Origin of the sequence: Selenomonas sp. GACV-9 (assembly GCA_900116485.1) — a bacterium.
In the GTDB taxonomy this organism is placed as follows: domain Bacteria; phylum Bacillota; class Negativicutes; order Selenomonadales; family Selenomonadaceae; genus Selenomonas_A; species Selenomonas_A ruminantium_G.
The window spans coordinates 1-25,906 of sequence record FPAX01000025.1; the positions used below are offsets into that span (position 1 = coordinate 1).

The following is a 25,906-nucleotide window of genomic DNA, read 5'->3' on the forward strand; positions in this document are numbered from 1 at the left end:
TGCTTGCTGCGGGAGCAACGGTTCGTGCAAATTCAGACTACCGTTGCCAAAGGGGCGAACGGGGTAGTGCTTCTTTCTGTCTGGAGCGACTGTCCTGCGCACGGAACGGCCCCCACCAGCGCATCAGCAATTTGAAGAAGTTCAGAGCTATTGCCAAACGTAAAGCCGCCGGACAGGAGAGTACCATAAGCGTAACATTGATGGTTTGCGTAAAGAAAATATTTTTTGCCCTCACATTTCGTTGAAAAATTCACACCGTTCAAGCGAAGCGCGTTTGGGAACTTTTTCAATGCTTAGTTAAAGGCAAAAAAAATTTTTAGCAAAGCATCTAAGTGAAGCGTTGGTACTCTCCTGTCCGGCGGCGCAGCTTTATGCGAATAAGAAAAGGAAACTACAAACTGCAATTTAATGATTGTAATCGAGGTATAGATTCTTTGGGGAGCATGTTGTGATGTTTCCTTGACGGAAACAGTGGCGCGTGCTATATTGAAGGCATACAGATGAATATCTGTAACAGAGTAAGCGAATGTGCGTTAAGTGCCGGATGGACGGGGAGTTGCCATTGGGACGAAAAGTTTTTACTTGCGATACATTTGCTGCATCCCGCTGTTGCATCTATGAGACCATGACCTCTCAATCATGCAACAACGCTTGTTCTTTGCATGAAGGAGGTCTTTTTTTATGCCCAATGACAAAGTGCGGGCGATGATTTTTGGTGCGCTATGCATCAGCTTTATCATCTTGCTCACTTATGTGTTCTCAATCCAGACGGTGTTCATCCATATCACCTTTGGCTTTTTGCCACTGGCGATATATGGAGCCTGGTTTGGTCCCTGGCGGGCCGGAACGATTGGCGCCTTGGCCAATTTCTTAGGCACAGCAGTGCTGGGTTTTGGTGTTTTCTTCCCTGGCTTTGTGCTGTCGGATTTCCTGACGGGGTGGATTTATGGATATTTCTTCCATAATAAGCAAACGGTCAGCTGGAAAAATGCCTGGCTGCCGTTCCTGCTGGTCACGGTCATCGTCCATCTGGGCTTGAACACTTTGTGGCTCATGTTGTTTTATGATAAGGCGGCTTCGGCAATCTTCTTGAGCCGGCTCATCAAGAACATCATCTGCTATCCGCTGGAGATCAGTTTGTTCCTGATGGTCTACCGGCCGGCGGCAGCCTGGCATTTGCAGCGGTCGTAAGGCCTGGCTGCCGGCATGGGGCAGAGGTCTGCGACAGATAAGGAGGGTGGTTCTATGCGGATAATCATTACGGATTCCTATGAGAATATGGGGCTCGAAGCTGCCAATATCGTGGCTGGCCAGATCTATCTGAAGCCGGACAGCGTGTTGGGGCTGGCTACGGGCAGCACACCGGTTTCGATGTATCAGCGGCTGGCGGCAGTCCATAAGAGCGTAGGGCTTGATTTTTCGGAAGTGACCACTTTCAATCTCGATGAATATATTGGCATGGCGCCCGAAAATCCACAGAGTTATCACTATTTCATGCAGGAATATTTCTTCCGCCACATCAACATCAGGCCGGAAAATGTTTTCCTGCCCGACGGTATGGCCGATGATGTGGTGGCGGAGGGGAATCGTTACGAAAAGCTCATTGCGGCCAAGGGGGGCATTGATCTGCAGGTGCTGGGCATCGGTCAGAATGCCCATATCGGCTTCAATGAACCCGATGTGAAATTTGCGGCTACGACCCATAAGGTGGAGCTCGACGAGGAAACCATCCAGGCCAATTCGCGATTCTTCAAGAACAGCGATGAGGTGCCACGGTATGCCATCAGCATGGGCATAAAGACCATCATGATGGCCGAGCACGTAATCCTTCTGGCCAATGGCCGCAACAAAGCTGAGGCTGTATACAAAGCAGTATGCGGCGATGTGACGCCGGAGGCACCCGCATCTATCCTGCAGCTGCATCGGGATGTGGCGCTCATCCTCGACAGGGAGGCAGCTGCGTTGCTGCCGGCGTCGATTCCTGGCGTGCCTATACGGCGCAAATGAGACTTGCGGAAAAAGAAAAAAACTGCGAAAAACATTTGACAATATAACGATATGTATGGTACACTAGCATAGTCGTGAACAAGAAGAGGCCACCGCTTCTCACCTGCTGGCAGAGGTCAGATGGGTTTATAGCATGAGTTTTTTGGAGGTGGCTTTGTGCCGCCTCTTTCTTGTTTATAAACGAAACATCAGGAGGTGTTCTACTATTAGCAGAGATTCGTTACGCATCAATGAAGAAATTCATATCCGCGAAGTTCGCGTGACCAGCGCAACTGGTGAGCAGCTCGGCATCATGCCGACGCGTGAGGCGCTTCGCATGGCGGAGGAGCAGCATCTTGACCTGGTCGAGGTAGCTCCGAAGGCAAAACCGCCGGTCTGCCGTATCATGGATTTTGGTAAGTATAGATACGAACAGCAGAAACGGGAGAAAGAGGCTAAGAAGAAACAGAAGGTCATTAGCATCAAGGAAGTCAAACTTCGCCCGAACATTGAACAACACGATTTTGACGTCAAGTTGAAGAATGCTCTTCGCTTTGTCGAAGAAGGAAATAAAGTCAAAGTGACTATCATGTTCCGCGGACGAGAGCTGTCTCATCCGGAGCTCGGCAAAGAGGTATTGAGCCGCGTAGCTGAAAAGCTGGGCGACAGCGTCTCCATTGAGCGCAATGCCAAACTTGAAGGAAAAAATATGACGATGATCGTTGCACCGAAGGTGCAGAAGGCATCGAAACCAAAGAAGTCGAAAGAGACTCAGTCTAAGGAGGAAAACAGTAATGCCAAAGATTAAAACTCGCAGAGCTGCTGCAAAACGCTTTACCGTAACGGGTAGTGGTGAATTCAAACGTAACAAGGCTTTCAAGAGCCACATCCTGGAGAAGAAATCTCCGAAACGCAAACGCAACCTGCGTAAAGCTGCTCTCTGCACGGCTGCTGATCATGGCCGCGTCAAGAGAATGCTTCCGTACACGTAATTACGACATCGATTTGATTGATTATCCATTATTTAGGAGGATGAAAACATGCCAAGAGTAAAAGTAGGCGTGACTGCACATAGACGTCATAAGAAAATCCTGAAGCTCGCTAAGGGCTACAAAGGTACGAAGAGCAAACAGTTCAAAAAAGCTAACGAGACCGTAATGAAGGCTCTCTACTACGCTCGTCGCGATCGTCGTGCGAAGAAGGGCAACTTCCGCCGTCTCTGGATTGCTCGTATCAACGCTGCTGCACGCGTTAACGGCATTTCCTACAGCCGTCTCGTTTGCGGCCTGACGAAGGCTGGTGTTGAGGTTAACCGCAAGATGCTGGCTGACCTGGCTATCTCTGATGAGAAAGCTTTCGCACAGCTCGTTGCTGTTGCTAAGGAGAACCTGTAATTCATAGGTTTACACGAAGATGTGGGGTTGATGGAACCAATGGTTCTGTCAACCCTTTTTCGTCGTTTAGGAGGGAAAATCATGCGGGAACGAATCGACAGTCCGGCCAACAAGAAAATCAAATTGGCTGCAAGCCTGCATAGCCGCAAGCATCGCGAAAAGGAAGGGCTGTTTGTCGCCGAGGGCATCCGGCTCGTGGAGATGGCGGCCGCTGCTGGCTGGGGTATCGCCTTTGCACTCTACACGGCTGAGCTTTCGGCACAGCCGCGCGGCCAGCAGCTGCTCGCGCAGCTGGAGGCACAGGGCTGCCTGCTCTGCGAGACTTCGGAGGCGGTATACCGCAAGGCCTCGGCCACCGATACGCCCCAGGGGATACTGCTTGTCATGCGACAGCAGAAAAGCCGCCTGGCAGAACTGCCGGCGGCGGATAAGCCACTCTATGTGATTCTCGATGGGGTGCAGGATCCAGGCAATGCGGGCACAATCATCCGCACGGCCGACGCGGTCGGTGCCGATGGTGTCATCCTGCTGAAAGGTTCCGTTGATGTGTTTGGCGATAAGATCGTGCGCTCGACGATGGGCAGTCTCTTTCACCTGCCAGTCTGCACTGACGTGACGGTGGAGGAGCTGGCGGCTTTCACGGCTGAACGCGGGCTTGCCCTTTACGCGACGGCCCTTGACGAGTCAGCTAAACCGCATTTTGCGCAGGACTTCACGCGCGGGGCGGCCATCGTCTTTGGCAATGAAGGAAATGGCGTATCGCAGGAATTGTTGCAGCAGGCGCAAAAGACCTATATCCCGATGTACGGACAGGCCGAGTCACTGAACGTCGGCGTATCGGCGGCTGTAGTGCTCTATGAGGCGGTGCGGCAGCGAAGGGCGTAAGCTCAGTACTTGCCCCAGTAGCAGTAGACGCCAAGGATGCCCTGCGTAAGGCTGACGGTAAATTCATCCTGATTGGTCAAAAGCTCGTTGCTGACGGCATTGGGCTGGCTTTGCGTGAGCGTCGCACCGGTAAGGGGCCAGCGCACATTATTGATGGTCACGCCCTCGCAGGCGGCAGTAAATGGCAGCAATGAGATTGCCTTTGGCCGCAGTTGATATGTCAACGTCAGTGGTCTTTGGGGCGTCACATAGAAGAGTGCCTCGGATTCGTCAATCAGGCAGCAGGGGACCTCGTGGACGGCGGCGCTGAAGATGGTGCTGAAGGCATGGTCAAAGCGGCCGCCGAAAGCGCCGGTGAGGACGATGAAGGGAGCGCCTGCCTCGCGCATCATCGTAAGGGCGAGCTGGGTATCGGTGAGGTCCTTGGCGGCGGGGAATTTCCGGATGGGAATGCCAGCGGTCTCGGCCCATTGCCAGGCGGCGGTACTGGCGCTGTCCCCATCACCAAGCAGGCAGTCGGGCACGAGGCCGTTCTTGTGGCAGCTGTCGATGCCGTGGTCCGCGGCCCAGCAGTGGGCAAAGCCTGTAAGGCCTGCCAGCCAGCCGGACTGCGGCGGGCGGCCGCCGGTCACAAGCAGCCACGGGGCAGCAGGCATGCTGGCTGCGTATTTAGCAGTCAGCTGGGGAAAGGTCAATGAAAAAAAGGATGTCTGGGGCATAGGAAAACCTCGATTCGCAGAATATAGGGATAATGGTTGTTTGATTGCACGATATGTTATAATGAATCTAAGCGATGTTTATAGCATAGCATGGAAAAAAACAAGGAGCAACCGCAAGGGAGGTTATATCAATGGTAACGTTTAAATATTATGGTCATTCCTGTTTCATGCTCGACAATGGCGAGCATAAGGTATTATTCGATCCGTTCCTGACGGGCAATCCGAAGGCGACCATCAAGGCGGAGGAGATCGACTGTGAATTCATCCTGATTTCCCATGCCCATAGCGACCATCTCGGCGATGCACCGGAAATTGCTGGCCGCACGGGCGCAGAACTGGTGGGGATACCAGAGGTGCTCGGCATTTGTGAGCAGCGTGTACCGGGGCTCAAGCAGCACCCGATGAATCTCGGCGGTTCGATAAATCTCCCCTTTGGCAAGGTGCGCATGACGATGGCCAAGCACAGCTCAGGGGTGGCAGGCGGCATTGCCTGCGGCTACGTCATCTATATGGGCGGGCTCAAGATTTACTTTGCAGGCGACACGGCCCTGTTCGGTGATATGCAGCTGATTGGCCGCAAGGATGAGATTGACTATGCCATCCTGCCGGTGGGCGATAATTATACGATGGGCCTTGAGGATGCGGCTCTCGCGGCCCAGTGGCTCAATGCGCGCCATGTGATTCCTGTGCATTACAACACCTGGCCCATCATCAACCAGGATGTCAAGAAGTACCGGGAAATCACCGAGGCCATGTCACGGGCTGAGGTCCATGTGGTCGAGCCGGGCGCAGAACTGGAGCTTTGATGAGCAAAGAGAAGTTAATCGTCATCTTAGGCCCGACTGCTGTGGGCAAGACGGCGCTGTCAATCGAGCTGGCAAAGCAGCTGGATACGGAAATCATCTCAGGGGACTCGATGCTCATCTACCGCGGTTTTGATATCGGCTCAGCGAAACCGACGCTGTCTGAGCGGCAGGGCATCGCGCATCATCTTATCGATATCCTGCCGCCAGAGGCAGCGTACAATGTTACGGACTTTGTCGCCGCAGCGCGGCAGCTGATTACCAAAATCAATGCGGCGGGAAAGATCCCCATCCTTGCCGGTGGCACGGGCCTCTATGTCAAGGCTCTGCTGGAAGGTTATGAATTCAATGAGACATCGGGCCATGCGGAGTACCGTGCAGAGCTTGAAGAGCTCGGGCGCAGCAAGGGCCATGAATATGTGCATGGGATGCTGGCAAAGGTCAATCCCGAGGCAGCGGCACGCTTGCATCCCAATGATTTCCGCCGCATCGTGCGGGCATTGGAGGTGGCGCATTTCGGCGATGAGGCGATTTCCCAGTCCCGGGCGGCAGAAGGCGGCGAGCTTTGCTATGATGCCTTGGTCATTGGCCTCAATCGCGACCGCCAGCAGCTCTATGCGCGCATCAATCAGCGCGTGGAGCTGATGTTTGCGGCGGGATTGGCTGCTGAGGTGCAGGGGCTTTTGGATGCGGGCATCCCGCGGGAGTCTCAGGCCATGAAGGGAATCGGCTATAAGGAGACGGCAGCTTGGCTGGCTGGCGAGATGACTTATGAGGAGGCCGTAGATCTCATCCAGAAGTCGACGCGTCATTTTGCCAAGCGCCAGTTGACCTGGTATCGGAAAATGCCCTATATTCATTGGTACCGTGTCGACGAGATACCGGAGGAAAGTTTGCTTGCGATGGTTTTGAAGGATGTGGCAGGATTTTTTCCATGAAGGTAGAATATAATAGGGTAGTACCATGATGGAGGGATTTTTATGCCAGCAAAAAATATCAATCTGCAAGATAGTTTCTTGAACCAGGTCCGCAAGGAGAACGTCGCCGTGACGATTCATCTCTTGAATGGTTTCCAGATCAAAGGCAATGTCAAAGGGTTTGACAATTTCACGGTCGTTCTTGACGTTGCTGGCAAACAGCAGATGGTCTATAAGCATGCGATTTCCACGATTACGCCGGCACGGCCAATCAGTGGCATTTTCGGCGTGGATAAGCGCGACGGCGAAGAAGAATAAACGAGAAGAAGAGAGACCTTCCTCTGGAAGGCCTTTTTTTGATGGTAGCAATAGACAGGAGATAAACATGAAGGTACGAGGCTTTGAATGGGTGACGGGATGGCAGCAGCGCGGTGCGGTACTGCCACAGCGCAAGACGGCGGCAAGCGCTGGTTACGATCTGGCGGCAGCTGAGAGGGTAACGATTGCGCCCCAGGTGATGGTCATGGTGCCGACTGGCGTCAAGGCGTATATGCAGGCAGACGAGGTGCTGATGATCCACATCCGCTCAAGCCTGGCCGTCAAGCGGCAGCTAGTGCTTATGAACAGCGTTGGCGTGGTGGACGCCGACTACTACAACAATGAGGATAACGAGGGCCATATCTTCATCGCCCTCTGGAATCGCGGCAGCCAGCCTGTGGTCATTGAGCCAGGGGAGCGCATCGCTCAGGGAATCTTCCAGAAGTATTTGACGGCGGACGGCGATATGGCAGGGGATGGTGCCGCGCGGCAGGGCGGCTTTGGCTCGACAGGAAAGGCGTGAGTGAAATGGCAGACGAGGGCATGGACTTATTTGCGATGCCTGCGGCAGCTGACATGTCAAATCTTGACCAGTCAACGCTGGGGGCGGCGCGGCCCTTTGAACCGCTGGCCCAGCGCATGCGGCCGCGGAACTTCCAGGAGTTCATCGGTCAGCAGGAGGCAGTGGGCGCGGGGCGTTTCTTGCGGCAGATGATCGAGCGCGACCAGATTTCCTCGATGATCTTCTACGGGCCGCCGGGCACGGGCAAGACGACACTCGCGCAGATGATTGCGGGAATGACGGGAAGTTTGTTCCGCAAGCTCAACGCGGTAGCGTCAGGCATCCAGGATATCCGCGCTATTGTAAAAGACGCCGATGAACAGCGGCGCTATTATCAAAAGCGGACCATCGTATTCATCGACGAGATCCATCGTTTCAACAAGAGCCAGCAGGATGTCTTGCTGCCCTATGTGGAAGACGGCCGTTTAATCTTGATTGGCGCGACCACGGAGAATCCGTTCTTTGAGGTCAATCATGCACTGCTCTCCCGCGTGCGCATCGTTCGGCTCTATCAGCTAAGCGATGGCCAGCTGGTCAAGATCTTGCGGCAGGCCCTCGCTGATACCGAGCGTGGTCTTGGCGGCCAGCAGCTTACAGTAGACGATGAGGTGCTGCTTACTATCGCGCAGCTGGCGGGGGGCGATGCGCGCATGGCGCTGAACATACTTGAGGGGGCAGCTTCGATGTTGCCACCCAATGGCGGCACGGTTACGCTGGCAATGGTGCAGGAGATTTTGGGCCAGCGTGTGCAGCGCTATGACAAGAAGGGCGACAATCATTATGATACGGTGTCGGCTTTCATCAAGAGCATGCGCGGCAGCGATCCCGATGCGGCACTGCATTATCTCGCGCGTATGCTGGCCGCTGGCGAGGACGTCAAGTTCATTGCGCGACGGGTGGTCATCTGCGCGTCAGAGGATGTGGGCAACGCTGACCCGATGGCTTTGGTTGTCGCTATGAATGCGGCCCAGGCCGTGCAGTTTGTCGGCATGCCGGAGGCAAGGATTATCCTTGGGCAGGCGGTTACCTATATCGCCTCGGCGCCCAAAAGCAATGCGGCTTATCTGGGAATCGATGCGGCGCTGCAGGATGTCCGCAGCAAGAACTGCGGAGCTGTGCCCATGCATCTGCGCGATGCCCACTACAAGGGCGCAGCCAAGCTCGGTCATGGCACCGAGTACATCTATCCCCATGATTATCCTCATCATTTTACCGCGCAAGCGTACCTGCCGAAAGAATTGGCCGGTGCGCATTACTATCAGCCGTCAGAGAACGGCACGGAAAAACGCCTCGGGCATTATCTGCATAACTGTTGGCCCGAGCGGTTCTAAGAATATAGGACTTTATAGGCAAGACAAAGCGTCAGTTGGTTCATATCAACTGGCGTTTTGTCTTGCGGGGGGGGGGGACATCTATGCTATGATAATGGAGGTTATAATAGGATTAAAAAATGAAAGGGAGTTTGCATAGGTGTTATTTAATTCGTATGAATTCATATTTATATTCTTACCATTGACTTTTATTGGATTTTTCTTACTGGGACATAAGGGGAAAAAGCGGATGGCAACTTTGTGGTTGGTGTTGGCATCCTTTTTCTTTTATGGATACTGGGATGTGCGATATGTTCCATTGTTGTTTGGCTCTATCTGTTTCAATTATTGGGTAGGACGACATCTGGAAGCGAAAAATCATTGTAAGAGTTGGCTGATTTTTGGCGTCCTGATAAATGTCTTGTTGTTGGGATATTTCAAATATATGGATTTTTTCCTGGAAACAGTAAATATGCTGGCTGGGCACAGTCTTTTTGATTTGCCACATATCGTATTACCCTTGGGTATATCTTTCTTTACGTTTACACAGACTGCATATTTGGTTGATGCTTATCGCGGGGAGTCCAAGAACGAATCTTTTTTGACTTATTTAGAGTTTGTAACGATTTTTCCGCATTTGATAGCTGGTCCGATTATCAATCATAAGGAAATGATTCCTCAGTTCATAGCGGATAAGACCTTTCGGATAGATTATGAGAATATTGCGCTGGGGTTAACGGTTTTTACCTTTGGCTTGTTCAAGAAGGTAGTTATTGCGGATATGTTGGCAGTGTATGCAAATGCAGCATTCGGCCATGCTATGAGTCTTTATTGCGCAGAGGCTTGGGTGGGGGCATTAAGCTATACGCTGCAATTGTATTTCGACTTTTCTGGGTACAGTGAAATGGCTATCGGCTTAGCGTTGATGTTTAATCTCAACATGCCGGTGAACTTCAATTCTCCATATCAGGCTTGCAGTATCATTGATTTTTGGCGTCGCTGGCATATGACTTTAGGGTTGTGGGTGAAGAATTATCTGTATATTCCTATGGGAGGCAATCGAAACGGTGAATTAAGAAAGATGCGGAACCTTTTTGTCTCTATGCTCATAATTGGTCTGTGGCACGGAGCAGGTTGGACTTTTGTTATTTGGGGCGGTTTTCACGGTGCCTTATTAATGATAAATCATGCTTGGCGTAAAACGGCAATTGTTTTGCCCAAAGCAGTGAGCTGGGGGATGACCTTTTTGTGTGTGACTCTTCTTTGGGTAATCTTTCGAGCAGACAATATTCATGATGCTATGGCAGTGCTTAGCAGTATGGGAGATTTCTCGAGTATCGCGTATATGGATGAAGATACAAGAAAACATTTAATTGTGTTGATTTCCTCTGTATTGGTATTGACGGTTATTCCCAATCCTTTAGTGATGCTGAGAAATTTTCAACCCAACTACAAATGGCTAGGTGTGACTGCTGTAATCATGATATTTACACTGTATAAGTTCTCAAGGATTTCTGATTTTTTGTATTTTCAATTTTGAAAGGAATTACCAGATGAATAGCAACAAATATGTTATGTTGTTTCTGATATTGATTGGGATAGTCTTTTGGGGAAATGTAGCATTGTGGTATGGATTCTCAAAGGATTATTTTACTGATGCTGATGGTCACGGGGATTTGACTCGATTAGCCACGATGCCTCATGTGAAAGCACAAACACCTAATATTCTGTATGACAGATTACATGTGGAATTTGCAGAATATCTGCAAATGGAAGATAAACCTATCGTTGATGTATTGACTTTCGGCGATTCTTTTTCTAATGGCGTAGGAGGCACATATTATCAGGATTATTTGGCTGATAGATATAATAAAAGTGTGCTTAATGTTCCCAAGATAGGGTCAGCTAATCCTGTGGTCGTTTTGAGGGATTTTATAGAGTCAGGGGTGATAGATGAGATAAAACCACAAGTTGTTGTTTTGGGGTCTGCGGAGAAATATGCTGTTGAACGTTTGGATGGACGAGATAAGACAGTGAAGTCAATGACGCGAGAGAAATTGATAAAAACATATAATGGATATCGCGCTGAGGGGAATAAGGATATCGTTGGGTTGCTCCCCGGAATAATGCCTAAATATAACTTGCAGGTTATAGAAGGGGTTGTGAGACAGAAAGATAATGGGAATAAGCTAAGCAATAATGTATACAAAGAAAAGCTGAAAGAAAACCTGTTTACTAACAAAGAGCGGGAAGATATGTTATTGTTTTCTGACGAAGATTTATGGGGCCAGAAATTTGATATAGATTTTGAGCCTATCCATCAAAATCTGAATGAGATTGCTATGGCGTTAAAGGAGCGTGGTATACAATTAGTGGTAATGATCAATGTGGATAAGATGGATTTGTATCAACCATATATTGTTGCGACTGACCAATATAAGGAAAATATTTTTATGGATATGTTTGCACAGAATGACGGTGATTATGTATTTATCAATACTAGAGACATCTTAAGGGAAATGTTGGCAGAGGGAGAAAAAGATGTTTATTGGCAGGATGATACACATTGGTCATGGAAAGCACAGCAGCGAGTAGTAGATGTGTTGATGACTAAAGTGAAATTTAGAGAGAGGTAGAAGGATATAGGCGTATAACAACGCCAATCAATATGGAAGATTGGCGTTATTATATTTTATGTCATTGTATAGGTGTCGATGCTGGAGATTGTTTGGTAGTGCTTGACAACAGTGAAGTTTTTTTGACAGTGAGGGGCTTTTCTGCTATATTAAGAAAACAAATCTTAGTATTTTACTCGGAATTTTGAGGTGAGACATAGATGAAAATCTCAACCAAGGGAAGATACAGCGTGACGGCTCTGTATGAACTGGCTTTGCGTTATGGGGAAGGGCCGGTTTCTCTGAAGAGCGTGGCGCAGGGGCAGGGGCTATCGGAGAATTATCTCGAGCAGCTGATGGTGCCACTGCGGCGAGCGGGGCTGGTCAAGAGCATCCGTGGCGCTCAGGGAGGCTATATGCTCGGCCGCGAGCCCAAGGACATCACGATTGGCGAAATCATCACGACGGTGGAAGGGCCGATTGCCGTTGTGGACTGCCTGCTGGCTGAGGCTGGTGCCGAGGACCAGCCCTGTGAGCGCGCCTGTGCCTGCGTGACCCGCGGCATTTGGGAGAAAGTCTGCGACAGCATCAGCGAGGTGCTCGGCAGCATCACGCTGCAGACGCTGATGGATAACGACGGCAGCCACGAGCATGTGGGGTGCGCGCGATGACGCCGGTCTATCTTGATTATGCGGCGACGACGCCGGTGGATGAGCGGGTGCTGCAGGCCATGCTGCCGTATTTTTTGGAGTGTTTTGGCAATCCGTCCAGTGTCTACAGCTTTGGCCGTGAGGCCAAGCGTGCCGTGGCCAAGGCGCGTACCCAGGTGGCAGCACTCCTTCAGGCAGAGCCTGATGAAATCTTTTTTACGAGCGGCGGCAGCGAGAGCGATAATTGGGTGCTTAAGGGCATGGCGTTTGCGCTGCGCCGCGCGGGCCATGGCCGTCATATCATCACGAGCAGCGTCGAACATCATGCGGTGCTTAACACTTGTGCCTGGCTGGAGCAGCAGGGCTTTGCGGTGACTTATCTGCCTGTTGATGCAGCTGGCCGTGTGCAGCCGCAGCAGGTCAAAGACGCCGTGCGTGACGATACGATCCTCGTGAGCATCATGACGGCCAATAACGAGGTCGGCACGATTGAGCCCATTGCGGAAATCGGCGCCTTCCTGCAGGCGCAGCAGATTTTCTTCCATACCGATGCGGTGCAGGCGGCGGGGCATATCCCTTTGTCCGTTGCTGAACTGCATGTGGATGCGCTGTCGCTGTCGGGGCATAAGCTTTACGGGCCTAAGGGCATCGGCGCGCTCTATTTGCGCCGTGGGTTCCAGCCCAATCCCTTGATTCATGGCGGCAGTCAGGAGCGCGAGCTGCGGGCTGGTACGGAAAACACCGCTGGCATCGTGGGCCTCGGCAAGGCGGCCGAGATTGCCCGCGAGGAGCTCACGGTGGAGTGGGAGCGTCTTTCGGAGCTGCGTGACTGGCTTATGGCGCAGATCAAAACGATTCCGGGCAGCTGGATAAACGGCGACGAGGAGTACCGCCTGCCGGGCAATGTGAATTTCGGCATCGCGGGCATTGCCCAGGATACGCTGCTGATCCGTCTCGATATGGCAGGCTTTGCTGTTTCGGCAGGCAGTGCCTGTAGTGCTGGTTCCTTGGAACCCTCCCATGTGCTCACGGCGATGGGCCAGCCGCCTGCGCGGGCCGCAGCGGCACTTCGCGTCACCCTGGGCCGCTTTACGACAAAGGCCGAGCTCGAGGGCTTGCTGACTGTTTTGCGGCAGGCAGTCACAGCAATCCGCGGCCAGGCCGGCAGCTGAATATTTGGAGCAGAAGACCTGCGGGAAACCGTCAGGTCTTTTTTCATGAAACTTTTGTGAATATTTTTAGTACCAAATAGCAAAAAAATTTGTATTGACAAGCATTATTATGTATAATTAAAAGGTAATGCTTGAAGGAAAACTTTGACAAGCTGTAAATCACAGGCAGGAGGGGTTTGATATAATATGTTAGGTGATATGCTGCGCGCAGAACGCGAAAGACAGAATCTTACCATCAAAGATATCGAGAAGGGCACGAGTATCCGTGCGTTATATATAGAGTGCATCGAAAACGGTGACTACAGCCAGCTGCCCGGCGAAGTTTATACGAAGGGCTTTATCCGCAACTACGCAAACTTCCTGAAGATGGACGCAGACGCGATTGTCAAGCGCTTTACGGAAGAGAATCATCCCGAGCAGGCTGCGGCTCAGGCAGCTAAAGAGGCGGAGCAGGCAGCGGAAGAGGAAGTTCCACAGAAGGCAAAGGTTGCGCCTGCTTTTTCCACTGGCAAGGATTTTCGCCAGCGCGTGGAGACCTCCCATAAGCGTCAGAATTTTTTCCTTGTGGCTGCCGTCCTGCTCGTAGTAGCAGCAGGCGCATTCTTCCTGCTGTCGGACAGCGACAGCCCAACTACGGCAAAACCTGCCAAGACGGCAACGACTACGGCTAAGGCACCGCAGGAAAAGAAGGAACAGCCGCAGCCGCAGGCAGCTCCAGCCAAGAAGACTGAGGGCGTCGAGGTAGTAGCCAAGACGACGGGCTCCTGCTGGACCCAGGTCAAGGCCGATGGCAAGGTTGTCTATGAGGGCACTCTTGAGAAGGGCAAGACCGAGACTTGGAAGGGCAAGGAATCGGTTGTCATCACGGCTGGCAACGCCGGTGCGATTGCCTTCAATGTCAATGGCAAGGATCTTGGCAAGGCTGGTGATATCGGCGAGGTAACGGAAAAGACGTTTACGCCGGAGGGTGAGTCGGCTGCCGGCAGCAAGAAGGATAGCAAGAAATAATGAACGGATTTTTGCCAATCAGCAGAAAAGATATGGAAGAACGCGGCTGGCAGCAGCTGGATTTTGTCTTCGTGTCTGGTGATGCCTATGTGGATCATCCGAGCTTTGGCCCGGCCATCCTTTGCCGACTCTTGGAAAAGCATGGCTATAAAGTAGGAATCATACCCCAGCCAGACTGGCATTCTACCAGGGATTTCGACCGCCTGGGAAAACCGCGGCTGGGGTTTCTTGTTTCTGCGGGCAATATGGACTCGCTGCTCAACAAGTTCACGGCGGCGCGCAAGGTGCGCCATCAGGATGCTTACTCGCCAGGGGGGAAGGCAGGCTTCCGGCCTGAGCGCGCGACGATTGTCTACTGCAATCGGCTGCGCGAGCTCTACCATGATGTGCCAATCATCATCGGCGGCATCGAGGCGAGCCTGCGCCGTCTGGCCCACTACGATTATTGGAGCAATGCGGTGCGCCGCTCGATTCTTGTCGACAGCCAGGCTGACTTGCTCATTTTCGGCATGGGCGAACGGGCGCTGTTAGAGGTAGCGGCCGATTTGCAGCAGGGTGTGGCCATCGAGAACATCCAGGATGTGCAGGGGACGTGCTACCGCGTGCCCAACATGGACTATGTCTGGGATCATCTGCCCCTGCCCTCCTATGAGGAGGTGGCAGCGGACAAGAAGAAATTTGCCGAGTCATTCAAGCTCGAGTACCTTGAGCAGGATGCCATCCGCGGCCGCAAGCTGGCCCAGCAGAATGGTGAGTGGTGCGTCGTGCAGAATCCGCCAGCGCTGCCGCTTAACGAAGAACAGATGGATGAGATTTATGACCTGCCTTACCAGCGGACATGGCATCCCATCTACGATAAGGCGGGGGGCGTGCCGGCCATCCAGGAGGTGCAGTTCAGCCTGGTGAGCCAGCGCGGCTGCTTTGGCGGCTGCAATTTCTGTGCCATCATCTCCCATGAAGGCCGCATCATCCAGCGTCGCAGCCATGCGTCGCTATTGCGTGAGGCCAAGATCCTCACGCAGCAGAAGGGATTCAAGGGCTATATCCACGATGTCGGCGGCCCTACGGCCAACTTTCGCCGCACGAGCTGCGACGGGCAGCTAGAGCGTGGCACCTGCCGCGGCAAGCCTTGCCTGTCACCAGTACCGTGCCGCAATCTCGTCGCTGACCACAGCGACTATCTGAAACTACTGCGTGAGCTGCGGGCCCTGCCTGGGGTCAAGAAGGTCTTCGTGCGCTCGGGCGTGCGGTTCGACTATCTGATGCTGGCCAAGGATGAATTCCTTGAGGAGCTTTGCAAGTACCATGTCAGCGGGCAGCTTAAGATTGCGCCCGAGCATGTCTCCGACCGGGTGACGCGCATGATGGGAAAATCCAACCGCAAGGTCTATCAGGCCTTTGCCGAAAAGTTCCGCCGCACGAACGAGAAACTCGGGCTCAAGCAGTACCTCGTGCCGTATTTCATGTCGAGCCATCCTGGGGCGGAGCTTACCGATGCCATCGAGCTGGCGGAATTCATTCGCGATATGGGCTATCATCCGCAGCAGGTGCAGGACTTCATCCCGACGCCGGGGACGCTTTCGACGGCTATGTGGTATACGGGCATCGACCCGCTGACTGGCGAAAAGGTCTACACGGCTAAGTCCTATGAAGAAAAACTCATGCAGCGGGCGCTCATGCAGTACTGGCTGCCGCAGAATCACGCCATCGTGCGCAAAGCTCTGCGGCTTGCCCATCGCGAGGACCTTATCGGCTTTGACCGCAAGTGCCTTGTGCGGCCTGAGGGCGGGGACAAGAACCATAAGCCGGACAAAGGGGCAAAATCCCGTCCGGCAAACCATAGAAAGAACAATCACAGCAAACGAGAAAAGAAGGTGCGGCGATGAAATGTCCATTTTGTAAACAGGCTGACAGCCGGGTAATCGACTCGCGAGCCGCCGAGGATGGTACGACCATCCGCCGGCGCCGTGAGTGCAATGGCTGTGGCAAGCGATTCACGACCTATGAGGTCGTCGAGAAATTGCCGCTGATGGTCGTCAAGCAGGACGGCCGCCGCGAGGTATTCAAACGCGACAAGATCTTAAATGGCGTCGTGCGATCCTGCGACAAGCGCGATATTTCGATGGAGCGCATCGTGGCGCTGGTCAATGAGATCGAGCGCGATGTGCGCAATACGATGGAGCAGGAGGTCCCATCGTCTAAGATCGGTGAACTCGTCATGAACCGGTTGAAGGATTTCGATGAGGTGGCCTATATTCGTTTTGCATCGGTATACCGCAAGTTTGCCGATATCAGCAGTTTCCTTGAGGAGCTCAAGGTACTGCAGGCCCATAAGGGCGAAGAGACGAAGGATAAGTAAGACAGGCGAAAAGCAGGACTGGGAGGAAGAAAGCATTTGGATTGGGAACTCAAACGAGAACTGAAGGAGCAGCTGGCGCAGGAGACTGGCTATTACCGCTACCCCATGGGGACGCGGACGCCGGTGGCGCTGGTCTATCCCAATTCGTATTTCGTGGGCATGTCGAATCTCGGCCTGCATATCGTCTATGAACTCCTGAACGAGCGCGATGATGTGGCCTGTGAGCGCGTATTCCTGCCCGAGCGCAAGGAGCTGAAACGCTATGAGAATACGCGCACGCCGCTCATGAGCATCGAGAACCAGACGCCGCTGCATGATTTTCCCATCATTGCCTTTGTACTGTCCTTTGAGATGGACTATTTCAACGTCATGCAGATGCTGACGCTCGGCAAGGTCAAGGTAAGGGCTACTGAGCGTACGGAAAAAGATCCGCTGGTCATCGCGGGCGGACCCTGTGCGACGTTCAATCCCGAGCCGCTCACAGGTGTCATCGATGCCTTTATCATCGGCGAGGGGGAGGTTATCCTGCCCGCTCTGATGGATGCCTGGCATGAGGCTCAGGCACAGGGCATGAGCCGTGAGGCGATGCTCTTGCATATCGCCAAGGTTCCTGGCGTCTATGTGCCGTCGCTTTATGAGCATCACTATGATGCGGCGGGAAATCTGACCGCTATCGAGCCGCTGCCGGGCGCTCCCGAGCTGGTCAGCCGCCAGTGGGTGCAGGACCTTGACATGCATCCGGCCCATACGGTTGTCATCACAGACAACACCGAGTTCAATTTCTATCTTATTGAGACGGCCCGCGGCTGTGGCCGTCACTGCCGGTTCTGCATGGCGGGCTACTGTTTCCGCCGGCCGCGCAACCGCTCGCTGGCGGTCATCACCCGTGAGGTCAAGGAGGCACTCAAGCACAAGCGCCGCATTGGCCTTATGGGGGCAGCGATTTCGGATTATCCCGAAATCAACGAACTCTGCCGCGAGATCCTTGGCGAGGGCCTCTCTATGTCGGTGGCCTCGTTCCGCGCTGACTCGGTGACTCAGGAGCTCGTCGATTCGCTAGCCCAGAGTGGTCTCAAGACGCTGACCATGGCGCCCGAGGCGGGCAGCCCGCGCATGCGTGCTGTCATCAACAAGGGCATCGAGGAGCAGCATCTGTTCCAGGCCATGGAGATGGGCATTGCAGCTGGCATCCGCAATTTCCGGCTCTATATCATGATTGGCCTGCCCTTTGAGCAGGAAGAGGATATCGATGCCATCATCGACCTTGCCAACCGGCTCAAGGACTATATGGAAGAAAAGGGCGCCAAGGGGTCACTGACACTTAGCGTCAATCCGTTTATCCCCAAGCCCTTCACGCCGTTCCAGTGGATGCCGATGGCTGACCGCAAGTATGTAGAGCATGCCTTCAAGCGCTTGACCCAGGAGCTCAAGAAACGCAAGCATGTCATCGTCAATGTCGAGTCGCCCAAGGAGGCCTATATCCAGGGCGTCATCGCCCGCGGCGGCCGCCGGGTCGGTGAGGCCTTGCTGCTGGCTCATGAGCTGGGCGGCAGCAAGGCTTTCAAGCGAGCTATGAAGGAATGCGGCTTGGCGATGGAGGATGAGCTCTATCGTGAGCGGACGGAGCAGGAGATATTCCCTTGGGACAGGCTCGATATGGGCTTCACGCGGGAGTACCTGTACGCAGAGCTGGAAAAGGCTGGCGGGCTCAAGGCGACAATACCCTGCTTTGACGGCTGTCATCGCTGCGGGGTCTGCTGAGCCGGAGATAACATCAATAAATCTACCAAACAAAGAGGGTGCGATGGATGAGTTTTGTGCTTGAACATATGCGGGATAATCTTTGGCGGGGCAAGTTCTCGTCGTTTACGGAGGACCTTTGTGTGCATGGTCTGACGGGACGCCTTGGGGGCGTGAGCAAGAAGCCGTATGATTCGCTGAACATGGCGCTGCACGTCGGCGACGATCCTCAGGCCGTCTGGCAGAACCGGCAGCGGTTCCTGCACGCTTTGGGGTTAAAGCCTGAGACTTTAGTGACGCCGGAGCAGGTGCATGGTGATGCTGTGGTGCGCGTCGGGGCAGCCGAGGCTGGCCGTGGTGCGCGCGACTATGGTGACGCAATTTCGGCGACTGATGCGCTGATTACTGATGAACCAGGCCTGCCACTCGTGCTCTGCTTTGCGGACTGCACGCCAATTCTGTTCCTTGACCCCGAGCATCGCGCCGTCGGCATCGCCCATGGCGGTTGGAAGGGCACCGTGGGCAAGATCGCGCAGAAGACTGCCCAAGCGATGCAGCGTGAGTTTGGCACGAATCCTGATGAGCTGTTGGTCGGCATCGGGCCGGCCATTGGCCCCTGTTGCTACGAGGTGGGCGAAAATGTCGTCGATGAGTTCCGTCAGGCATTTCCCGCGCATCAGGATAAGATAGTCCTGGCAAAAGCGGGCAAAACTCATCTGAACCTTTGGCAGGCCACCCGCCTGCAGCTCATGGATATCGGCGTGCGCAGCGAGAACATCGAGATGGCTGACACCTGTACGGCCTGCAAGCACCAGTGGTTCTATTCCTATCGTGCCGACGGCGGCACGACGGGCCGCATGGCAGCCGTTATCGCACTGACGAAATACTGAACGGGGGTAATCGCATGATAAAAGAGAAGTTTCATGAAGTCGAGGCACGCATCGCCGCCAGCATGGAACGACGCACCCGCGTGCCCAAGGATGTGCCCGTAAAACTCATCGCCGTGACGAAGAATCACGATGTGGCAGCAATGCGTGAGGCCATCGATGCTGGTGCGACCGATGTGGGTGAGAACCGCATCCAGGAGGCCAAGGAGAAATACGCGGAACTTGACCGCGATGTGACCTGGCATCTTATCGGGCATCTGCAGACAAACAAGGCCAAGGTGGCCGTGCAGCTTTTCGACCTCATCCATTCGGTGGATACGCCGCATCTGGCCAAGGCCCTTGACAAAGAAGCTGGCAATATCGGCAAGGTGCAGGACATCCTCGTGCAGGTCAACCTGGCCAAGGAAGACAGCAAGTCAGGGGTCTACAAGGAAGACCTCAGGGAAATGCTCGACCTTGTCGAGTCGCTGCCGAATCTTTGCCTGCGCGGCCTCATGTGCATTGCGCCGAACTACGAAGATGTAGAGCTTTGCCGGCCGTTATTCCGGGAAATGTATGAAATTTACCAGCAGGTAAAGGAATTACCGTACCAGACGGCGAATATTACATATTTATCTATGGGTATGACCCATGACTACCCCATTGCGGTCGAAGAGGGCGCAAACATAGTCCGGGTAGGAACCGCGATTTTTGGACCGCGACAGTACTAAAGAGGTGGCATTATGAGTATTATTGATAAAGTATGTGGGAAAATGGGCCTGATGGATCCTGAAGAAGATAAATTGGATTTTGCTGATGAGGAGCTCGGACAGAAAAATGAGCCTAAGCGTGAGCCTGTCGAGGAGGAAACGGAAATGAGTCATGAGAAAGAGGGAGCCCGCAACGTTGTAGATTTCCATTCGGCCGCATCGGCACGTGAGAACACGGTGACCAACTACAAGATGAAGGTCATCGTCATCGAGCCGCAGACCTTTGATGACGCTCAGCAGGTGGCCAATAACCTGCGCGAGAAAAAGCCTGTCGTCATCAATTTCGAGAAGACCGATGCTGAGGCAGCCAAGCGCATCATCGACTTTATCAGTGGTACGACCTATGCACTGAACGGCGAGATCAAAAAGGTCGGCCATAATGTATTCCTCTGTGCGCCGAGCAATGTCAACGTCAGCTATACGGAAGAAGATCGCCGGGTATCGACGGAGATGCCCTGGCTGAAGAAATAAGGGAACAACGAAACCATGGCAAGTGAACAGAAAGAAAAACTGATCCGTTTCTACAAGGGAACGGAAGGCGAAGAGGCTGTCATAAAGCTCGTCGATATGGCGGAAGCTGTCCAGCGCAATCAGAAATTCCGCATGAGCGGATTCCTTGATCCGTTCGGGCAGGAAATCGCCGAGACCGTAGCGGCCAACTACGGCAGCCTGCGTGTCGATTTTGCCGGCGGCTATCAGGGCGCTGAACGCTGCCGCGCCATTTATGTGCATGAGGACTTTTTGGGAACGCCGACGGGCTTTGATATCGACTGCATCGAGGCGCGCTGGAATGGCCAGTTCGCGCGTCTCTCGCACCGCGATGTGCTTGGTGCTCTCATGGGCCTTGGCATCGAGCGCGACTGCATTGGCGATCTGCTCGTGACGAATGACAGCGTCAAGATTCTCTGCGACAAGAAGATGGCAGAATATTTCCTCGCGAACCTCACGAAGATTGGTGCCGTAGGCGTCAGCTGTGAGCGCGTCGAGCTTTCCTCGATTGCGCCGAAGGAGGAGCGCTGCAAAGAAATCCGCGCGACGGTGGCCTCCCTGCGCGTCGACTCGATCGCGGCCTCGGGCTTTGGCTCGTCCCGCAGCCGGGCAGCTGCCGATATCGCCGCCGACAAGATGAAACTCAACTGGCAGCCGGTCAAGAGTGCCTCGCAGACCGTCAAGGAAGGGGATATCCTCTCGATGCGCGGCCGCGGCCGTCTCGAGGTCGCTGAAGTCCGCGGCACGACGAAGAAGGGCCGCACAGTGGTGGTCCTCAAACGCTACCTTTGATTCACGATTACTTTACACAATACTCGTTTCAGATGGGAGATAATAACCTTGCTTACACCAATGGACATTCATAACAAAGATTTCAAGCGCAGTTTCCGCGGCTATAACGAGGATGAGATTGACGACTTCCTCGATCAGGTCGTCAACGACTATGAGAAACTGTTCCGTGAGAATGACCGTCTCAAGGAGGAACTTGAGCGGGCACATAAGGATAACGAACAGTATCAGCAGCTGGAAAAGAACCTCAAGGACACGCTGGTTGTCGCCCAGAAGACGGCGGAAGAAGTGACGTCCAATGCGCGGGCCAACGCGGAGGAGATGCGTGAGAACACGGCCAAAGAGTGCCAGAACATGCGCCAGGAGGCCGAGATGCAGGCCAGAAAACAGCTTGACGATGCGGCTGCTAAGGTCCGCAGCATTGTTGCTGAGTATGACCGTCTCGTGCGCGAGAAGAACCAGTTCCTGCGCAAGGTCAAGGTAACGATGGAGTCAGAGCTGGCCGTCATCAACGAGACGTTGCGCGTGCTGCCGGATCCGGAGGCAGCTGAGAAGGCGGAGCTTGCCCAGCAGGCTGCCAGCCAGCAGCAGCTCCAGCAGGAGGCTGTAAAGGCAGAAGAAAAGAAAGACGCTGCCGAGGCAGAGCCGGAAAAGGCCAAGGCAGATGAGGGGAAAGAGTAAGCATTGAGGGCATTTTGTTTGTTTATTGTCCTGCTGGTAATGGACCAGGTAGTAAAAAGCTATATCAGTGCAGTCATGCTGCTAGGCGAGACGATTCCGGTCATCCCGGGGATATTCCATATCACCTATATCCTCAATCCGGGGGCGGCCTTCGGGATGCTCGCGCATCAGCGGTGGTTCTTCATCGTGGCGGGAATCGTCATCGTGGCGGCATTCCTGTACTACTATCCGCGGCTCAAGCGTCAATGCGGCTGGTTCCATTACGGCTGCGTGGCGCTCTTGGCTGGCGCTGTGGGCAATCTCGTTGACCGCATCCGGGATGGTCTGGTCATCGATTATTTCGATTTCCGCATCTGGCCTGTGTTCAACATTGCCGATATAGCGATTGTGCTTGGCGTTGCCAGCATGATATATGCAATACTGTATAAAATGAAAGACGCAGAGGATTGATATGGCAGAACCATTGAATTATATAGCAGACAAGGCCGGTGAGCGTCTCGACGTCTTTTTGACGCGTCAGCAGCCTGACTTGTCAAGGGCCCATGTGCAAAAGCTCATCACCGAGGGCAAGGCGTTGGTGGATGGCGCGGTGCGCAAGGCCAATTACAAGCTGCGCGGCGGCGAGCAGGTCAGCTTGACGGTGCCCGAGGCCGCGCCGGTGGAGATAAAGGCTGAGGATATCCCCCTCGATGTGCTCTACGAGGATGAGGACATCATCGTCGTCAACAAAGCGCGCGGCATGGTCGTGCATCCGGCATCGGGAGTCAATACGGGGACGCTGGTCAATGCTCTCTTATATCATTGCCATGACCTATCGGGCATTAACGGCGAGATTCGTCCGGGCATCGTGCATCGTCTCGACAAGGATACCTCTGGCGTCATGGTCTGTGCCAAAAACGACAAGGCGCATATCGATTTGGCCGAGCAGATCCGCACGAAGTCAGCGCATCGCGTCTACTGGGCCATCGTCCATGGCAACATCAAGGAAGAGGCTGGCATCATCAAGGGGGATATCGGCCGTCATCCTACTGACCGCAAGAAGATGGCCATCGTCCATGAGAACGGCAAGCCCGCCGTCACCCACTTCAAGGTACTCGAGCGATTTGGCGACTATACATTGATCGAGTGCCGTCTCGAGACCGGGCGCACCCATCAGATTCGCGTGCATATGACGAGCATCGGGCATCCGCTGGTCAACGATCCCAAATACGGACCGAAGAAACCATCGCCGTTTGCCATCGAGGGGCAAGCGCTTCATTCGCTGACGCTGGCCCTCATCCATCCGGGGACGGGGGAGCCGATGGAATTTACGGCGCCGGTGCCAGAAGATATGCAGAGAATACTCACAGGCCTGCGCGACCGCCTGGCCAAGGACCGCAAGAAGGCTGCTGCCATGCAGCCTTGAGCGGAGGGGCAGGCAGCATCAGCTGAACACGGAATGGAAAATGACGGGAGTGACAGATTATGCCAGTATTGACTGATAAGACCGTACTCATGGATTCGGAAGGAATCCGCCGCGCTTTGACGCGCATTTCCCATGAAATCGTAGAAAAGAACAAGGGAGTCGAAAACATTGTTCTCGTGGGCATCCGCACGCGCGGCGTGCCAATCGCTGAGCGCATCGCAAAAAGCATCGAGCGCATCGAAGGACAGAAACCGCCAGTCGGTGTCCTCGATATCACGCTCTACCGCGATGACCTGTCGACGCTCTCGTATCAGCCGATTGTCCATCCGACGGAGCTGCCTGTGGATATCACGGGCAAGACTGTGGTGCTCGTCGATGACGTGCTCTACACAGGCCGCACGATCCGTGCGGCCCTCGACGCACTCATCGATATGGGCCGTCCGAAGACCATCCAGCTGGCCGTGCTCATCGACCGCGGCCATCGCGAGTTGCCGATCCGTGCTGACTTCGTAGGCAAGAACGTACCAACCTCGTCGCACGAGGTCGTGAGCCTGCAGCTCGACGACGTCGACGGCGCCGAAAAAGTCGTGATTCGCGAATTCAAAGAAGATTGATAGCATAACAGAGCTGTTGCACAAATATGATGTGCAACAGCTCTGTTTTTATTGCTTTTTTGATAAGACATTGAAAAAGCTCCTTGAACAAGCCAAGGAGCATATGGGCAGGCTGATGGGGAAATCTTTAGCTTTGCAAGAGACTCAGGAACCAGCTGGCGTTGTGGTTGTTTTGCGCCAGCATGGCCTGGGCGGCTTGCAGGAGGATGTTTTCTTTGGTGAATTCGGTCATTTCTTTGGCCATGTTAGCATCGAGGATGGTGGACATGGCCGCCGTAAGGTTTTCGCTTTCGGTGGTGAGATTACTGATGGTGTATTCAAGGCGCATGCTCATGGCACCGATGGTGGTCTGTTGGTCAAGGGCCCGTTCTAACGCCCGGTCAATGGCACTTATGGCGGCATTGGCACCCTTTTGGGTAGTCACGTCAATGGCATGGCCATTTTTATCGGTGAGGCCTAGGGCATAGGAACTCATGTCATCGATGGAGCCGCGAATGCCGCGATTGGCGTCGGCACTGCTGGCAATGTAGAAACTGGTATCGCCTTGGGCATCGCGAGGGGCGATGGATTCTTGGAAATCGTTAAGGGCTGTGGTGGCCGTTTTCTTGACCTGGCCCTTGGTGTCAGTGATGCTGGTGGTGATGCCTGAAACGGCGCCGTCAAGGCCGGTATTGGCAGCGGTAAAGGAAATGGCATTTTGTTCATCGGCAGTGTGGATAGTTTCGCCATGGGCATCCACGCCAATGGTGGAATCGGTCTGTAATTTTGACGGGTCAAAAATTGACTGGTCAATGTTGTTGAATTCGGTCAGCATATCCGCAAGGGTAGTGGTGCCGACTTGATAGCTGCCGGAATAGGTCTTGCCGTCTTTGATATAGGAGAGGTTTACGGTATCGCCTTCCTGGATGTTTAGCGAGGAGCCGTCCCGACGTTTTAATTCCGTCAGCTTGGTGCTGGCGGTGGTGGTTTGGTCAAGGCTCTGGTTGGTGAGTACCTGGGCGGTGGGCTCAGCGGCCGAGGCCATGGAACCATCGAGGAGTAGTTGGCCGTTATAGGTCACATTGGCGTTGTCGTTAATCTGGTCGCCAAATTGGTCAAAGAGTTTTTGAATGGTGCGCCGGTCCGTATCCGTGCAAGTATCACTGGCAGCCTCGATGGCTTTTTCCTTGAGGTTGCGCAGGAGGTCGATGGTGGAGCTCACGCCGCCCTCTGCGACTTTCAGCATGCTGAGGGAAAACTGGGCATTGCGGCTGGAGGCATCAAGGCTGCGGATGCGCACGTCCATGCGCTGCCCGATGGCCCAGCCCGAAGGATCATCGGCGACACTGGCAACGCGCTGGCCCGTGGCGAGATGATGCATGTGCTTGGACAATTTGAATTGATGTTTATCCATGATGTTCAAGATATTCGTCGACATGACCGAATTGCTAATCATCATAGTTGTCACCTTCCTTGTGAGCAAAAAGAAATCCGTATCCAATATTATTATACTACTCTAAATATTATTACACGTATGTATACATAAATTGCAGTTTGTCTGTCAGTTCGTACGGAACGGAATCCCGATAGTACGCAGCTCGGGGTTCACGGGGTAGTACTTTTTCTGTTTCCGCTGAATGGACCGTACGCCCAGTTCTACGGACTTAGTTACCTGCTCCCGTCACCAGGTCGCGACGTACATAGTTCTTTCTAGATTATGCGCTTACGGCCCAGTCCTGCTGCGCAGGACAGTCGCTCCAGACAGAAAGAAGCACTACCCCGTTCGCCCCTTTGGTAACGGAAGGTTGAATTTGTACGAACCGTTGCTCTCGTAACAAGCACATCGATGTAATTCATGGCCTTTAGCCGAGACAG

Annotated in this window: 30 protein-coding genes and 1 riboswitch; of the genes, 28 read left to right on the top strand and 2 right to left on the bottom strand. The window is 53.6% G+C overall.

Annotated features, from left to right (window positions below; all coding sequences use genetic code 11):
* From BM322_RS13715 to BM322_RS12555, 7 genes are all read left to right on the top strand, one after another.
* The coding region (locus BM322_RS13715) for a hypothetical protein (RefSeq protein WP_218154623.1) at window positions 1-245 on the top strand (245 nt) is incomplete at its 5' end.
* A 267-nt stretch (window positions 246-512) separates the two neighbouring features.
* A riboswitch (THF riboswitch) is annotated at window positions 513-611 on the top strand.
* A 70-nt stretch (window positions 612-681) separates the two neighbouring features.
* A complete protein-coding gene (locus BM322_RS12530) occupies window positions 682-1,191 on the top strand; it encodes a folate family ECF transporter S component (protein ID WP_075430999.1) in 510 nt (169 codons plus the stop codon).
* Window positions 1,192-1,245: 54 nt separating this feature from the next.
* Window positions 1,246-2,007 carry a glucosamine-6-phosphate deaminase gene (nagB, locus tag BM322_RS12535; RefSeq protein WP_075431002.1) on the top strand — a complete coding sequence of 254 codons (762 nt, stop codon included), beginning with the start codon at window positions 1,246-1,248 and terminating at the stop codon, window positions 2,005-2,007.
* Window positions 2,008-2,140: 133 nt separating this feature from the next.
* Window positions 2,141-2,794 (top strand): translation initiation factor IF-3, encoded by a 654-nt coding sequence (gene infC / locus BM322_RS12540; RefSeq protein ID WP_082334487.1) that lies wholly within the window; start codon window positions 2,141-2,143, stop codon window positions 2,792-2,794.
* A complete protein-coding gene (rpmI, locus tag BM322_RS12545; protein ID WP_075431004.1) occupies window positions 2,781-2,978 on the top strand; it encodes a 50S ribosomal protein L35 in 198 nt (65 codons plus the stop codon). Before infC ends, rpmI begins: the two co-directional genes overlap by 14 nt.
* 48 nt (window positions 2,979-3,026) lie before the next feature.
* On the top strand, window positions 3,027-3,380 hold the full coding sequence (gene rplT / locus BM322_RS12550; RefSeq protein ID WP_075431006.1) for a 50S ribosomal protein L20: 354 nt from the start codon (window positions 3,027-3,029) through the stop codon (window positions 3,378-3,380).
* Between the two features lie 81 nt (window positions 3,381-3,461).
* Window positions 3,462-4,265, top strand: a complete 804-nt coding sequence (locus BM322_RS12555; protein ID WP_082334488.1) for an RNA methyltransferase — start codon at window positions 3,462-3,464, stop codon at window positions 4,263-4,265.
* A gap of 2 nt (window positions 4,266-4,267) precedes the next feature.
* Here the strand turns inward: BM322_RS12555 and BM322_RS12560 are convergent, their stop codons facing one another.
* The gene (locus tag BM322_RS12560; protein WP_075431008.1) at window positions 4,268-4,984 is read right to left on the bottom strand and encodes a thiamine diphosphokinase; all 717 of its coding nucleotides are present in this window, start codon (window positions 4,982-4,984) and stop codon (window positions 4,268-4,270) included.
* Window positions 4,985-5,115: 131 nt separating this feature from the next.
* Between BM322_RS12560 and BM322_RS12565 the strand changes: the two genes are divergently transcribed.
* The 21 genes from BM322_RS12565 (at window position 5,116) to pyrR (ending at window position 24,052) form a co-directional block, all read left to right on the top strand.
* Window positions 5,116-5,790: a metal-dependent hydrolase gene (locus tag BM322_RS12565; RefSeq protein ID WP_075431010.1), complete on the top strand. Its 675-nt coding sequence runs from the start codon at window positions 5,116-5,118 to the stop codon at window positions 5,788-5,790.
* The gene (miaA, locus tag BM322_RS12570) at window positions 5,790-6,725 is read left to right on the top strand and encodes a tRNA (adenosine(37)-N6)-dimethylallyltransferase MiaA (RefSeq protein WP_075431012.1); all 936 of its coding nucleotides are present in this window, start codon (window positions 5,790-5,792) and stop codon (window positions 6,723-6,725) included. Before BM322_RS12565 ends, miaA begins: the two co-directional genes overlap by 1 nt.
* A gap of 42 nt (window positions 6,726-6,767) precedes the next feature.
* The gene (gene hfq / locus BM322_RS12575) at window positions 6,768-7,022 is read left to right on the top strand and encodes an RNA chaperone Hfq (RefSeq protein ID WP_075431014.1); all 255 of its coding nucleotides are present in this window, start codon (window positions 6,768-6,770) and stop codon (window positions 7,020-7,022) included.
* 67 nt (window positions 7,023-7,089) lie between these two features.
* Entirely contained in the window at window positions 7,090-7,545 is a 456-nt protein-coding gene (gene dut / locus BM322_RS12580; RefSeq protein ID WP_075431016.1) for a dUTP diphosphatase, read from the top strand.
* Between the two features lie 5 nt (window positions 7,546-7,550).
* The gene (locus BM322_RS12585) at window positions 7,551-8,915 is read left to right on the top strand and encodes a replication-associated recombination protein A (RefSeq protein ID WP_177220899.1); all 1,365 of its coding nucleotides are present in this window, start codon (window positions 7,551-7,553) and stop codon (window positions 8,913-8,915) included.
* Between the two features lie 139 nt (window positions 8,916-9,054).
* Window positions 9,055-10,434: an MBOAT family protein gene (locus tag BM322_RS12590; protein WP_075431018.1), complete on the top strand. Its 1,380-nt coding sequence runs from the start codon at window positions 9,055-9,057 to the stop codon at window positions 10,432-10,434.
* Window positions 10,435-10,447: 13 nt separating this feature from the next.
* The gene (locus BM322_RS12595) at window positions 10,448-11,530 is read left to right on the top strand and encodes an alginate O-acetyltransferase AlgX-related protein (protein ID WP_075431020.1); all 1,083 of its coding nucleotides are present in this window, start codon (window positions 10,448-10,450) and stop codon (window positions 11,528-11,530) included.
* A gap of 200 nt (window positions 11,531-11,730) precedes the next feature.
* On the top strand, window positions 11,731-12,180 hold the full coding sequence (locus BM322_RS12600; RefSeq protein WP_075431023.1) for an Rrf2 family transcriptional regulator: 450 nt from the start codon (window positions 11,731-11,733) through the stop codon (window positions 12,178-12,180).
* Entirely contained in the window at window positions 12,177-13,331 is a 1,155-nt protein-coding gene (locus BM322_RS12605; RefSeq protein ID WP_075431025.1) for a cysteine desulfurase family protein, read from the top strand. Before BM322_RS12600 ends, BM322_RS12605 begins: the two co-directional genes overlap by 4 nt.
* A gap of 186 nt (window positions 13,332-13,517) precedes the next feature.
* Window positions 13,518-14,339: a helix-turn-helix domain-containing protein gene (locus BM322_RS12610; RefSeq protein ID WP_075431027.1), complete on the top strand. Its 822-nt coding sequence runs from the start codon at window positions 13,518-13,520 to the stop codon at window positions 14,337-14,339.
* Window positions 14,339-16,225, top strand: a complete 1,887-nt coding sequence (locus BM322_RS12615; protein ID WP_075431029.1) for a YgiQ family radical SAM protein — start codon at window positions 14,339-14,341, stop codon at window positions 16,223-16,225. The genes BM322_RS12610 and BM322_RS12615 overlap by 1 nt, the downstream gene beginning before the upstream one ends.
* Window positions 16,222-16,698, top strand: a complete 477-nt coding sequence (gene nrdR, locus BM322_RS12620; protein WP_075431031.1) for a transcriptional regulator NrdR — start codon at window positions 16,222-16,224, stop codon at window positions 16,696-16,698. The genes BM322_RS12615 and nrdR overlap by 4 nt, the downstream gene beginning before the upstream one ends.
* A 36-nt stretch (window positions 16,699-16,734) precedes the next feature.
* Entirely contained in the window at window positions 16,735-18,459 is a 1,725-nt protein-coding gene (locus tag BM322_RS12625; protein ID WP_075431033.1) for a TIGR03960 family B12-binding radical SAM protein, read from the top strand.
* 47 nt (window positions 18,460-18,506) lie between these two features.
* Complete coding sequence (pgeF, locus tag BM322_RS12630) at window positions 18,507-19,328, top strand: peptidoglycan editing factor PgeF (protein ID WP_075431035.1); 822 nt, start codon at window positions 18,507-18,509, stop codon at window positions 19,326-19,328.
* Window positions 19,329-19,342: 14 nt separating this feature from the next.
* Entirely contained in the window at window positions 19,343-20,035 is a 693-nt protein-coding gene (locus tag BM322_RS12635) for a YggS family pyridoxal phosphate-dependent enzyme (RefSeq protein ID WP_075431038.1), read from the top strand.
* Window positions 20,036-20,047: 12 nt separating this feature from the next.
* Window positions 20,048-20,545 carry a cell division protein SepF gene (locus BM322_RS12640; protein ID WP_075431040.1) on the top strand — a complete coding sequence of 166 codons (498 nt, stop codon included), beginning with the start codon at window positions 20,048-20,050 and terminating at the stop codon, window positions 20,543-20,545.
* Window positions 20,546-20,560: 15 nt separating this feature from the next.
* Window positions 20,561-21,355, top strand: a complete 795-nt coding sequence (locus BM322_RS12645) for an RNA-binding protein (protein WP_075431042.1) — start codon at window positions 20,561-20,563, stop codon at window positions 21,353-21,355.
* A 48-nt stretch (window positions 21,356-21,403) separates the two neighbouring features.
* Complete coding sequence (locus tag BM322_RS12650; protein ID WP_082334489.1) at window positions 21,404-22,033, top strand: DivIVA domain-containing protein; 630 nt, start codon at window positions 21,404-21,406, stop codon at window positions 22,031-22,033.
* 18 nt (window positions 22,034-22,051) lie between these two features.
* Window positions 22,052-22,483, top strand: a complete 432-nt coding sequence (gene lspA / locus BM322_RS12655; RefSeq protein ID WP_318254625.1) for a signal peptidase II — start codon at window positions 22,052-22,054, stop codon at window positions 22,481-22,483.
* 1 nt (window position 22,484) lies between these two features.
* On the top strand, window positions 22,485-23,438 hold the full coding sequence (locus BM322_RS12660; protein ID WP_177220901.1) for an RluA family pseudouridine synthase: 954 nt from the start codon (window positions 22,485-22,487) through the stop codon (window positions 23,436-23,438).
* Window positions 23,439-23,497: 59 nt separating this feature from the next.
* Window positions 23,498-24,052, top strand: coding sequence for a bifunctional pyr operon transcriptional regulator/uracil phosphoribosyltransferase PyrR (pyrR, locus tag BM322_RS12665; RefSeq protein ID WP_075431047.1), 555 nt, complete (start codon window positions 23,498-23,500; stop codon window positions 24,050-24,052).
* Window positions 24,053-24,179: 127 nt separating this feature from the next.
* On the opposite strand, the gene BM322_RS12670 is transcribed toward pyrR, so the two are convergent.
* On the bottom strand, window positions 24,180-25,490 hold the full coding sequence (locus tag BM322_RS12670; RefSeq protein ID WP_075431049.1) for a flagellin: 1,311 nt from the start codon (window positions 25,488-25,490) through the stop codon (window positions 24,180-24,182).
* Window positions 25,491-25,906 lie beyond the last annotated feature (416 nt).